Annotated in this window: 7 protein-coding genes and 1 pseudogene; 3 read left to right on the top strand and 5 right to left on the bottom strand. The window is 69.9% G+C overall.

The annotated features are described in order from the left end of the window. From K6I33_RS21285 to K6I33_RS21295, 3 genes are all read left to right on the top strand, one after another. Positions 1-1,424, top strand: a 1,424-nt coding sequence (locus tag K6I33_RS21285) for an aminotransferase class I/II-fold pyridoxal phosphate-dependent enzyme (RefSeq protein WP_229355259.1), incomplete at its 5' end; no start/stop codon positions are given. Continuing rightward, a complete protein-coding gene (locus K6I33_RS21290; protein ID WP_229355261.1) occupies positions 1,421-2,338 on the top strand; it encodes a hypothetical protein in 918 nt (305 codons plus the stop codon). The genes K6I33_RS21285 and K6I33_RS21290, both read left to right, overlap by 4 nt. Beyond that, positions 2,322-5,144: an aminotransferase class I/II-fold pyridoxal phosphate-dependent enzyme gene (locus K6I33_RS21295; RefSeq protein ID WP_229355263.1), complete on the top strand. Its 2,823-nt coding sequence runs from the start codon at positions 2,322-2,324 to the stop codon at positions 5,142-5,144. Before K6I33_RS21290 ends, K6I33_RS21295 begins: the two co-directional genes overlap by 17 nt. 18 nt (positions 5,145-5,162) lie before the next feature. On the opposite strand, the gene K6I33_RS21300 is transcribed toward K6I33_RS21295, so the two are convergent. From K6I33_RS21300 to K6I33_RS21320, 5 genes and pseudogenes are all read right to left on the bottom strand, one after another. After that, a complete protein-coding gene (locus K6I33_RS21300; protein WP_229355265.1) occupies positions 5,163-5,666 on the bottom strand; it encodes a hypothetical protein in 504 nt (167 codons plus the stop codon). Positions 5,667-5,956: 290 nt separating this feature from the next. After that, the gene (locus K6I33_RS21305) at positions 5,957-7,045 is read right to left on the bottom strand and encodes an NAD(P)/FAD-dependent oxidoreductase (RefSeq protein WP_229355274.1); all 1,089 of its coding nucleotides are present in this window, start codon (positions 7,043-7,045) and stop codon (positions 5,957-5,959) included. Beyond that, complete coding sequence (locus K6I33_RS21310; RefSeq protein WP_229355281.1) at positions 7,045-10,431, bottom strand: LodA/GoxA family CTQ-dependent oxidase; 3,387 nt, start codon at positions 10,429-10,431, stop codon at positions 7,045-7,047. The genes K6I33_RS21305 and K6I33_RS21310 overlap by 1 nt, the downstream gene beginning before the upstream one ends. A 958-nt stretch (positions 10,432-11,389) precedes the next feature. Continuing rightward, a pseudogene (locus K6I33_RS21315) lies at positions 11,390-11,662 on the bottom strand (macro domain-containing protein); the annotation flags it as partial. Between the two features lie 14 nt (positions 11,663-11,676). Beyond that, positions 11,677-12,651: a hypothetical protein gene (locus K6I33_RS21320; RefSeq protein WP_229355283.1), complete on the bottom strand. Its 975-nt coding sequence runs from the start codon at positions 12,649-12,651 to the stop codon at positions 11,677-11,679. Positions 12,652-12,810: the final 159 nt, after the last annotated feature.

The raw sequence follows: 12,810 nt of genomic DNA on the forward strand, positions 1-12,810 counted from the left end.
GCATGGAGCTGGGGTACTGGCTCGGGCGGGGAGTCGAGGCTTTCCGGGAATGGGCGCGAACGTACGGCGAGTTCGCGACGCATACCGCGATGGCGGTCGACGAAGCCGCGTGTGAGGTGGCGTTCGAGGAGCTGACCGCCCGGCTGCGCGGCAGTTATCCCTTCTTCCACCCCTGCTACGCGGGGCAGATGCTCAAGCCGCCGCACCCGGTGGCGGTCGCCGGCTATGCGGCCGCCATGCTGGTCAACTCCAACAACCACGCGCTGGACGGCGGTCCGGCGACCTCCGCCATGGAGGAGGAGGTGGTGGAGCAACTCGCGGAGATGGCCGGTTTCGCGACCCACCTGGGGCACCTGACCAGCAGCGGCAGCCAGGCGAACCTCGAAGCCCTGTTCGTCGCGCGTGAGAGCCGTCCCGGCACGGGGGTGGCCGTCAGCGCCGAGGCGCACTACACCCACGCCCGGATGTGCCACCTGCTGGGCGTTCCCGTATTCACGGTGCCGGTGGACGCCCGCGGGCGCATGGACATGGGCGAGCTGGATCGACTGCTGTCCACCGGGGTCGCCGGGACGGTCGTCGTCACCACGGGCACGACGGCGCTGGGTGCCGTCGATCCGCTGCACCGCATCGTCCCGCTGGCGCGCCGGTACGGGGTGCGCGTCCATGCCGACGCCGCCTACGGCGGCTTCTTCCGGCTGCTGGCCGACGAAAGACCCGACGGGAAGCGGGCGCCCCTCGCACCGGAGACCGGCGACGCTCTGCGGGCGATCGCGCAGTGCGATTCGGTGGCGATCGATCCGCACAAGCACGGTCTCCAGCCGTACGGCTGTGGAGCGGTGCTGTTCGGGGACCCGGACGTCGCCCGGTACTTCCGACACGACTCGCCCTACACCTACTTCACGTCCCGCCGGCCTCACCTGGGAGAGATCAGCCTCGAATGCTCCCGCTCCGGCGCGTCCGCCGCCGCTCTGTGGCTGACGCTGAAGCTGCTGCCGCTCACCCCTGACGGACTCGGGGCGGTGCTCGCCGCCGGGCGGCGGGCCGCCGTCCGCTGGGCCGAGCTGATCGGCGCCTCTCCGCACCTGGAGCCGTACCAGCCTCCCGAACTCGACATCGTGACGTACTACCCGGCTTCTCCGGGGAGTTCACCGCCTCGCCTCTCCCGTGTCGGCGAGGCGAGCGAGGAGGTGATGCGCCGGGGGATGAACGCCAAGGGGGACCCCGTATTCCTCAGCGTCGCCCGTGTCACCGCCGACGCGTTCACCGCCCGCCACGCCGATGCCGTCGCGGACAGCGACGACACCCACGTGCTGCGCAGTGTGCTGATGAAACCGGAGAGCGAGCTGTATCTGGAGCGCCTGCACCAGCGGGTGGAGCAGTTGGCCAAGGCATCATGGCCCGCTCCTCGGAGGTGCGGGCCATGAACAGCGCGACGCCGCCGAGGCCCGCGCCTCCGGCCCCACTGGACCCGCCGGCCCCGCTGGCCCTGGCCGCCGACTCACGCATCCCCATCCGGGCGGTGGCCGGTGGTGCCACGACCGCCGACTACGACCGGTACTTCCACATCGCGCGTCACGCGCCGGACCTGACGGCCTGGACGTGCGGCGTGCTACGGCTCCAGGCAGCCGTCCTCGCCGACCTTCCGCACACCGGCCTGGACGACTCCCAACGTGCCGCGGTCCTGACCGGCCTGTTGCACACCTCCCACGCCACACTGGCCGCGTGGCTGCCGCCCGTGCCGGAATCCACACCGGACGGGTCGGGTGCCGGGCGCCCGGCACCGAGCGACGGCGAGCCCGTCGGCGGCCAGGCCGCCGACGACGGCCCGGGCGACGCGCTGCGCCGCTGGAAACTCGGCCATCAGCTCTTCCATCTCCTGCTGACCACCATGAACAGCACCCTCGACGACACCTTGGCCGCGGTGGGCGCGGCACGGTGGGCGTCCGTCCGCCACGGCCTGGAGCGCTTGCGGACGCTGTACGACGCGGCCACCGCCGCCATGGCCTACGCCTCGGACTTCCCCGCCTCCGTCTACGCGAACGACATACGGCCCACGATGGAGCCGCCGTTCGCCGCACCGGGCTTCTCCGGGAACCTCAATCAGGAGCACCGCGTCATGACCGAGCGGACGCGCGCCCTCACGGCCGCGCTCGGGGAGCTGTCACCGCCCGCGCCTTCCCTCGCCGTGATCCACCACGAAGTGGCCCTGCTACGGGCGGCACAGCGACGGAACCGGAAGGCGCACGCGGCGATCTGCGAGCGCTGCGTGCCTGACGGCGCCTCGCTCCTGCGTCAGCACACCACCCGGCAGAGGAGCGACCGTGCGACATGTGAGTGAGTGGATGACCCCTGCGTCGCGGGCCGTGGAGGACATCGAGGGCGTGGACGCGGGGACCGGTCTGCGATTGCTGGCCGGCCTGGTCGACGAGGTCGTGTGGCTCGACCACTGCCCCGCCGTGAGCGCGTCCTTCCAGCCGGTGCCCACCTGGCTCCGGCACGAGCCGGTCTCCGCCTGGCAGCCGTTGCCGGAGTCCCCGCCCGGCCGGCAGCCGTGCCCGCCCGATCCACGCCGCGTCTGTGTGTCCTTCGCTCCCGAGCACGGGGACAACGCCCGTACCTGGGCCCGTACGCACGGCTATCGGCTGCTGGCCCCGGACGCCGGCGTCACGGCGTGGGCCGCCGACAAGATCAGCGCCACCCGGTTGTTCGCCGAGGCCGGGGTCACCGTCCCGCCCTTCCTGGTAATCCCCGCGACAGGCCGCGAGCCGGCGGAGGCGTACTGGAGCGGCCGGTGGCCGCGTGCCGTCGCCCAGCGGGCGGAGAACAACCTCATCGGCCGCGGGACCGTCCTCATCGAGGGGCCGTCGGACCTGCGGGCCTGCCTGGAAGAGTGGCCGGACGAACCCGTCAAGCTCAGCCGCTTCTCCCCCGGGATCTCCCTGACCGTCACCGCGTGCGCCGGACCGGACCGGACCGTCGTCTCGGCGGTCTCCCACCAGCTCGTCGGGCTGCCCGAGCTGGCCGCTTCCTGGGGCGCGCACTGCGGCAACCAGCTCGTCGGCCCGGGCGACCTGCCCGAGGGGTTGTACGGACAGGCCCGAACGGCCGCGTACCGCGTGGGCGAAGTCCTGCGGGGACGCGGCTTCCGCGGTGTCTTCGGCCTGGATCTGGTGGAGGAGGGCGGCCGGCTGCGAGCCGTCGAGGTCAACCCGCGCTTCCAGACGGTGGTGTCCCTGGTCCAGGCCGCCGAGAGCGCGGCAGGACTTCTGCCGGCCCTGGGCCTCCACGTCCTGTCCTTCCTCCTCCCCGCCCTGCCCCCTCCAGCAGCCGGACGGTTTCCGGCCGGCTTGCGTCACAGTCAGCTCGTGGTGCACGCCCGTACGGACGCCGTGGCGCTCCGCCTGCCCCCGACGGGGCGCTATCGCAGGGACGGCCGCGCGGTGACCGGACCACTTCACGGGCCACCCGTGGTGTCCCAACTGGCCGACGACGAGGCCCTGTGGTGGGCCGTCGCCTGCTCCGGGCCGGTCACCACGGGCCAGGAGCTGGCGCTCGTCCAGTTCCCGCGGCCGGTCGCCGAGTTGCGGCCCCGCCCGCGCCTGCGGGCCGACGCCTCGGCCTGGCTCGCGGCGCTCGCACGGGATACGGAGAAGGCGGACCGGCATGTCGAGAAGGACGACCGGAACGCCGAGAACGAGAAGGAGCCGCCGCTCCTGCGGATGACCGAGCGGGCGATGCGCGAGGCCGGACGCCACACCATCGATCTCGTCATCGACCGGATGACCGCCCACGGCTCCCGGCCACCCTGCCACGCCCCCTCACCCGGCGCTCTCCGGGCCGCCCTCGACGAGCCCCTCCCCGAGCACGGCACCCACGACCTGCCCGGCCTCCTCGACCACATCACCGAGCGGGCACTCGCCGAGGCGACCCGGCTGGACCACCCGCGCTGCTTCGCCTTCGTGCCCTCCACCGGCAACTTCCCGGCCGTGCTCGCCGACGCGCTGGCCTCCGCGTACCTCTCCGTCCCCGGCGCCTGGCTCGTCGGAGCGGGCCCCACCCAGGTCGAACTGACCACCCTGCGCTGGCTCAAGACGTTCCTGGGCCTCCCGGACGGCCACGGCGGCCTGTTCGTCAGCGGCGGGTCCACGGCCAACCTCACCTGCCTGGCCGCCGCCCGCGACCACCGGCTCGACGGCGGACCGCAGCCACACGCCCGGCTGTACTGTTCCACCCAGGCCCACCCCTCCGTCGCACAGGCGGCACACCTCCTGGGCCTCACCCGCGAACAGCTCACCGTCCTGCCCCCGGACGACGACCTGCGCCTGGACGCCGACGCCTTGGCGGAGCGCATCGGCCGTGACCGCCGCGCGGGCCTGCGTCCCTTCGCCGTCGTCGCCACCCTCGGCACGGCCGGCACCGGGACCGTCGATCCGCTCGACCGCGTGGCCGATCTGTGCCAGGAGGAGAGCCTGTGGCTGCACGTCGACGGCGCCCACGGCGCGGCCGTCGCCGGCACCTCACGCGGTCACCATCTGCGGAACGCCCTCGGCCGGGCCGACTCCCTCACCGTCGACCCGCACAAATGGCTGTTCCAGCCCTACGAGATCGGCTGTGTCCTGCTACGGCGTCCCGAACTGCTCCCGGAGACCTTCGGCGTGGCGCGCCACGCCCTGGATCAGGGGTACCTCCGGCCGGCCCATCCGGCCGCCCCGGCACGCGAGGAGGTCAACCTCTCCGACTACGGGCCCCAGCAGAGCCGCGGCCTGCGCGCCCTGAAGCTCTGGCTCTCCCTGAAGACCTTCGGCGCCGGAGCCTTCCGGCAGGCAATCGAGCAGGGCGCGGCCCTCGCCGAGTACGCCGCCGGACTCGTGGCGGCCCATCCCGAGCTGGAGCTGGTCACGCCACCCAGTCTGGCCATCCTCACCTTCCGCTACCGGCCTCGGGACGCGCCCGCGGCGTGGGACGCCGACGCGGCGCAGGCACACATCAGCCGGATGGTGTGCGCCGACGGTGGGGCCGTCCTTCTCACCACCACGGTGCGAGGAGCCACCGTGCTGCGCATGTGCACCATCAACCCCACCAGCACTCGTGACGACGCCGCGTATGTGCTGGACCTGGTCACCCGCTACGGCCGCGGTATCTGACCTGGAACAGCCGCCCGGTCAGACGATGACCAACGTCGACGGCCCAGTGATCAGCTCCACCCCACCCTTCGAAGCGCACTTCAGCGGATCGAGCGTGCCCTGAAGCCCCGGCGAGGCCACCGTCCGGCCCTTGAACTTCCCCTTCACCGCCCGGCCCACGATCAGAACGACCGCCTGCCCGGCCACCTGCTGTACGTTCCCCAGGTGGTAGACGACCGTCGTCCGCTCCCCCGTGTTCCAGGTGATCCGCTCGACAGTGGTCGCATCGGAGAAGAAGCAGCCGTTCCACCCGCCACCGCTGATCGAGGACGTCCCCGACCGCAGTGCCGGGTCCGTGGAAAGACAGCTGTACGCACCGCTGCCACCGATCCGGGTCCGCCGCGCCGCCAGCGACAGACCGGGCGAGAACGAGACGGTGTTGCTCCCCGCGCAGCTCACGGCAGCGGCAGTGGCAGCGTGCGAAGCGTGCGCCGACGCGTCAGGCGCCGCGTGCACCAGCGCGGCCAGCGACGCCGCCGCCACGCACCCGAGCCTCCTGCCCCATGAGACCCGTCCGCTCATGTCCGACCGCCCCTCCCGCGAAGCCACCACGTACCGACGGCAGCATCCTTTCGCTCCGGTCCGAGGCACGTCCGGCGCACGAGGCAGAAGCCTGCGACGAGCGGCAGCACGGTGTGCCTGGACGGCGCGGGAGCCCGTCGGCACGCCCCGGCGAGGCAGCGTCCTTCCGAACACGGTCCCGCGGCCGGAGGCGGCACCTGGCAGTCCGCCTCAGTGGAATTCCGCGAGCCGTGGTCGCAACCCGAGGATCGTCAGCGGCGCCTGGCCCAGAACGGAGTGTCCCAGCGTTTCTCGCTTCCGTAGCAGATGTGGCGCGCGCGGAGGTACTCCTCGTGGCTTGACGCGATCCGTTCTGCGTAGGCGTCCAATGCCTCCGAGGAGCCCGCGGCATCGGCGTTGACGGCGTCGGCAGCTGTGATGCCGGTGGCCAGTGCGGTGAGAATGCCACGTGCCGCGATCGGATCCGATGCGGTGGCGGCATCACCGACCGCCGCCCAGCCCGGTCCGGCCGCAGGATGGGTGCAGGATGTCGCTGCCCGTACGACGCGCAGCCGGCCCTGGAGCGGTACGGCGTGTCGTACGCGTCCGCGGACATGCGTGGTCGTCATGAGCTGCTTCCACCAGCGCTCGGGAGTGTGGAGTGCGCGTTGCCCGACGAGGTCGGCATCTGTCATTGCCATGACGACACATGCGCCCGCGGACAGCGGTGCCGTATACCACCAGCCCAGGGCAGCTGACTCGACGAGCGACGTGCGGGGAACCTCTCGGCGCGAGGCACCGGACGGCAGGAGCGCCGCGACCGCGACCAGACGATCGGTCCGGGTGACGGCGGCCCTGGTGTGACGGGCGAGGCACGCGGCCGCGCCGGTGGCGTCGAGGAGATACCGGGCGTGGATCGTCGTGGCACCGACGACGAGCTGCCACTGCCCGCCCACTCTTCGTGCCGACCTGACCCGACCGGTCAGCTCATGGGTGCCCGCCCGGCGGGCGGCATCGGTGAGTGTGCGGTCGAAGAGGACACGGTCGAGGTGCCACCCCGCTCCGTAAGGGCTGAAGAGGAAATCGGTTTCGGTAAGCGTGTCGTTCCCCCAGGCCGACTGATTGCCGAAACACGGTGTGTGCGGTCCGGTGGTGATCCGGTCGAGTACACCGAGGCGCGCGAGCAGCGGCCTGGCTTCCGGTGCCAGGCTCTCCCCGGGCTTCCATCGGGGCATGCGGCCGGGATCGACGACGATGACAGCAGCACCGTGGCGCCGAAGGGTGATGGCGGCGGCGTTGCCCGCCGGTCCTCCGCCGGCGATCAAGACGTCACAGGCCAGGTCAGGAGCGTGGGTGCCCATCAGTGAACGGCGCCCATGCCGGTGATGCCGGGTCGGCTGATCGTGGTGGCGGCGGCGACCGCCCTCTCCGCCGGCACCGGCGAGGAGAGCAGGACCCGGGCCTGTGGGGGCGTCAGGTCCGGAAGCGGGCATCCGGCGGCGATCCAGGCGACAGCGATGTCGTGACCGGTCTTGCCCGTGCCCGGTACCACTGCGGCGTAAGCCTGGCCCATCGGGTTCGTGGGGGCGAGCAGATCCTGGATGAAGGAGCTCTGATCGGGGTTGCCGGGTGAGACGAGCGAATTCTCCGGATGGGCGATGGCGCTCAGGAGCGAGGCGGTCGGCTGAGTGAACCACCAGGCCACCGACTCCTTCCTGGTCCGCGTGGGGTCCGTGGGATCCGGGCCGGTGATGAGGGTCCGGGCATGCGCAACGGCGCCTGTCTGACGTGGACGCAGGGTGTCGACCAGCAGGATCATCGCCTCGAGCGGCGTGAGCTCCGGCTTCGGCTTCGAGGGGGCCGCGAGCCAGCGTGTCCACTGGCGCCAGAGCTCCAGCTCGGCGTCGTTGAACACCTTGTACATGGGGCCGGTGTACGTGGTCAGTGCGAAGAAGGGGCTGTTGTCCGGGTCGCCGGCCTGGATGAACCCGGACTCCTGGAGTTCCCGGAGCAGACCGGAGGGGTCCAGGAACCAGTCGTTGAGATGGTTCTCCCCCAGCTGCTTCCCGTCGTGGTTGAGGGAGGCGAACGGCGCCTTGCGGTTGATGAGGTCGATCAGCCGGTCTTCCGGAGTGGGCGGGTTGTCCACCAGCGCCCTGAGGTCATTGCCCAGATTTCCGGTGGTGGCGAAGGCCACGTAGCCGTTCCAGATGCGCTGCCATTGTTGCTGGACGGCCTCGTCACCGCCACGGTTGTAGACCTCTTCCAGATACTGGATGACCGCATCGCGGGCCTTGGCACCGTGCCCCGCGGCCGCATTGTCGATACCGATGTGCATCTTGTAGAACTGCGAGCTGATGCCGTGGTAGTCGAACAACTTCACGTCCGGCGCCACCCCCACCACCTCCCACTCCAACTGCACTGTCATCCCGAGAATCTCGGGGAAGAACTGTTGCGAGTGCTGGGAGATCGCCAGCAGGAAGGCGCCGACGGTGTATGCCGAGTCGAGCATTTCGGGCAGCATCGCGAACTCGTAGGAGTCCACCGGCGGCAGGTACAGGCCCACGCTGTGCAGTAGGTCGGAGTAGAGGTTCGAGTGGTTCAGGGCAGGATCCCCGCCGCCCATCTCATCCATCCAGATGGCGAACAACAGTGAGTGGACCCCGCTGATCGGCCCGACCGGGATGGCATTACGCAACCAGGCACCGTCGAGCAGGTTGAACGGCGCGAACTGCCGGATCCGCTCGACCAGATCGCGGCGGCTGGGGAACGCCGGGTCCGCGGCCGGGTCGGAAGCATCGGCATCCTGGACGAGCTGCGTGTAGATGAGCTGCAGCCGCGCTTCGAACGCATCGCTCGTATACCGGAACGGGCGCAGCGTCAGCGGACACGTCGGATCGCCCTGTGTCGCCACCGCGTCGTCGAGGACCGACTTCGCGTAGTCCCGGGCATCCTTGGCATGCTCCGGAAACCGGTCGGGGTGCTGCAGGACGTAGAACCACTCGCGGTCACTGAGTCCGACCTTCTCGGCACGTTCGGTCTCCACCAGTACCGTCTCGCCCGCCACACCGGTGCGGGCGACGACGAAACCGAGACTGCTCCACTTCTCGACCATGTCATTGTCGCCCGCGTGCTCGCGGATCACGCTCCAGTGTTTCACGCGGTCCTGATAATGCTGCTTGCTCTCACCCGGCAGAGGATCGAGGTCGGGCGTCTGGACCGGCTGGACTCCCACTCCGCGTGCCCAGGGTCTGCGCCAAGTGCTCAGCTCCGTCGACCTGGCGCTGCCCTGTGCGTCCCGGATCAGACCGCGGTACTGCTCTTCGGGCAGCACGTCATCCGGGCGTTGAGCCGGCCACCAGTGGGTGTTGCACTCGTAGAAGTCGGCGTGCCACGGGACGGCCATGTACTTGGTGACGTCTCCTGCCGTCAGGTCATCGCGCAGCCGGAACGGTCCGGCCCAGGTGGCGGGTTCGTCGGCGATGAACGTCATCTCGATGCCCGGGAAGAACGGGCCCCCGACACATGATTCGAGTGCGGCCCGTACGAGGGCGTGCGGCTGGTCGGCGACAGGCAAGCCGTCCAACGGCACGGGTTCGGCGGCGCTCGTGCCGTCGGCGACGAAGTCGCCTGCGGCCCAGCGGCGCAGCCGTTCGTACTGTCCGGGCAGGATCGTGAACCACGTACGGGGCTTACCGTTGATCGGGTCGCCGTCGTTCCCCGCGAGCTGGGGCATGAACGCATAGTTCGCCTGGGTCACATCCTCGGCACCGGGGGTACGGAGCCGGTTGAACACGGCGTTCCGGAAGTCCGCGTCTTCGGAAGCGTTCGATGCCAGGCGTGCAAGGCGCTCCGGATCGAGGAAGTCGCCCGGTCCGTCCTCGCCGTGTCCGCGCAGCGCGCTCGCGTTCACCCAGGCGTATCCGCACATGCGGGCGAGCACCGGGTAGATGTCCCGGCTGAACGACACCTCCGCCGCCGGGGGCACCCAGCCGGCCTGCTCGGCGACCTCCCGGGCGACGTCGTAGAGCGTCACCAGGTTCTGGGTGTCCGGAGCGAAGTCGGGCGGCCCGACGATTACCCAAGCGGATGTCACCGGGATCGTTCGCCCGCCGGCGGTCACCGTCGCCGTGACCGGACCGTCGGAGACGTCGTCATGCCAGAAATCGTTGTTCGCATAGGTCACCAATGGGTTGTTCGGCTTCGCGGACGCCGCGTGCCCGAATCCGCCCAGGACCAGGAGCCGGCCCGCCTCGTCCGTACGCAGTTCTCCGAGCGGGACCGGCGTGCCGAGGAACGTCCCCGTATCGAAGCGTGTGTCGCCGCCTCCGGCATTCGGACCATTCACGCTGCGGACCCCGGGGGTGATCATCAGTACCGCGCGTGCCTGCGCGTCGGCCGGATCCACCTGCTGATTGCGCAGGTTGTCCGCAGAGTCCGACTGGTGAAATCGCCCGTGGAACTTGTACCAGGCCGCCTTCTTGTTCGCCAGCTCGGCCGACCACGTCACCTCCGCGTCGGCCGCGGTCACCTCTCCCAGGACGTTGTGGTCCTTGTCGTACCCGTAGATACGAAAGCGCGCCGCCTGGCGCTTCACCCGTCCTTGCGTGTCTTTGAATCCCCCCACCGGGTTCCCCCGGACCCCTGGCGCCTCCGGACCTACGAAGAATTCATCCGGGCTATTGCCGACACGGGCCACTCCCAACGTCGGGTGAATTTCACAATAGGCAATGTCATCGAGATTCACAGCAGCCTCCGCACAAGACACATCAGTAGCAGCCCGGACACTGGCACCTGCCCGGCTTGGATTTTGCTCGGCCGTGCAGGAATCTGCCGCAAACCATATGGTCATGCACTCGTGCTGCCGCAAAGGTATACGCCGCGCCGAAATGGCCCGGAGGATTGTCAGCCAGATGCCCCCGCCCGCCGGATCCGATCAAGAGCGCGCCGTTCTCCGCGCCCGGTGGCCGTTACACCAATGGCGGCGACAACCCACGCCGCACACCCGAACGGCGCAGCATCCGACCGCCGGCCTGCACGTCGAGGTCTTGGTAGCCGGCTTCGGCCCGAAGGTCCGCAGCCTTGCTCAGGCCCTGACGGGTGCAGCCTGCTCGGTCGGCAGAGGACGGACCTCACCGACGGCCTGGGGGACGGTGAACCGGCAGGTGCGGGCGGAAGAGACAGGTGCAGGAACCGTTTCACCAAACCGCGACGGCCACGGTAGAAGCGCTCACGCACGCGCCCAGCAGAAGGGGCAAGCGGCTCGGAGCCCAGACGGTGCTTCCGGCACCACGGCACCGGCGAAATCCTCGTCGTACCCTCAGCCTGGCGCCACCCTCATGCGGCGGCGCCCCAGCCGCGCTCCGGGGGAGGTGGCAGGGGCTCGCTTCGGGCTGGGGACTGGTCAGGTTGCCTGATGTCTGTCCCGTCGGACCGCCGCCTGCCTTGTCGCCTTCCCCGCGGCGGCCGACTCCGTGCGGTCTGTGGCCACGGCCTTCGTGGCAGCCGTTGCCGCCACCGCAGTACGCGATGCGGTCACCACCCGGCGGCACGCCACGAACACCGGCTGACAGACCCGACCGAAGCCAGGTGGCTATTCACAAAGACAGAGCCGTCGGAGTGCCGCAGCCTGATGGCGTGGCAGCATCCCAGCGGCTCTGCAGGGGTTCGGGCCCGGCAGACGCTCTCGATGGAGAGCGAGTCAGTCACCCCGCCTGCGCGGCGAACGCTTCGTACGCCCGCTCGTCGAAGAGGACGAAGCGGACCTCTTCCACCCTCGTCTCCGTCTGCCGCACCGTCTCGACCGCGATGCGGGCCGCGTCCTCCATGGGCCAGCGGAAGATGCCCGTCGAAATCGCCGGGAACGCCACCGTGCGGGCACCCAGTTCGTCCGCCACGCGGAGGGACTCGCGGTGGCAGGACGCCAGCAGCTCCGAGCGGTCCTCCTCCGCCGAGAAGACCGGCCCCACGGTGTTGAGCGTTTACCCACCGCTCACGCAGCGAGTGTCAGCGCCCGAGCCCCCAAGGGGAGAGGGAGTGCGGTCACCTGCTCGCCGTCGAGCATGAGCTCCGCGGTGTTCGTTGCCGGGTCCACGACCACCGATACGGTGCCGGGGCCCGGGCGTGAGTGGGAGCCGTCGAAGCGCAGCTCGGCCAAGCGGACCGGGGCGGGAAAGTCCTTCCCGTACTCGAACCGCAGCCCCCGCTTGCCGACGAACCCCCTGACGCCCCAGGTGATCAGCTTCTCTCGGCGCTCTACCGGGGACGCCGAGTCCCACCACTTGGCGTAAGTGAGGACCGGGCACCTACACGAAGCCGCCCGGCAGTCACTCGCGTGATCCTTCACGTCCATCCATCGAGTCACCGGTTTGGCGTTCGGCGCTCTGGTGAGTGCCTCCCGTTCGGTGGCCACGCCGGTCAGGTGCTGGGCATAGTCGACTGCGGAGAGGTGCCCGGCTTTGAACTCCGTCTCGAGTTGCTTCATCCGTGCGTCCAGCACAGCCACCTGCACGGCCTTGGAGTCGTCGGCCACAGTCTTGCGTTCCTGGACGGCGAGGTGCCCCACTTGGAACTTGAACGCCGCCTCGATGACCCCGTACAGTTCCTCGGCTGGCCACGTGTGCCCCTCACAGCGCTTGAGCCCATGGGAAGGCCGGCCGTTGCACCTGATGCGAGCTGTCTTGCTCCGGGTGCGTGCGGTGCCGTCACCACCCTTCGCCCAGTAGACGGCATGCGGCGTCTCGGCAGCTGTCGGCCCGTCGCAGAAGAGGAAGCCCCGAACAGGGGACGGCTCCCGCGGCCCCTGGGTAATCTTGATGAGATCGACGACTTCTTGCAGTTGGACCCACTCGGCCTCGGTCAAAACCGGTTCGCCCAACATGATGGGAGAGCCGTCAGCGTTCCGGACCACGCTGCCGTCCGCCCTTACGTACTCGCCCAGAAGGGAGCGTGAGGTCAGGATTTTCATGACGGATGTTGGAGCCCACCGAGCACCCCGAGGCTTACAACAGCTAACAGAATGAGATCTGTTGACGCTGGTTGCCGTGTCTGACGGGCGGGTTGAGCGTTGTCCGGCTCGTGGGGGCATCGCCGTGGATCGTGTCGGATGAGTTGTGGGAGCGGATCG

Origin of the sequence: Streptomyces sp. UNOB3_S3 (genome assembly GCF_020740895.1) — a bacterium.
GTDB lineage: Bacteria > Actinomycetota > Actinomycetes > Streptomycetales > Streptomycetaceae > Streptomyces.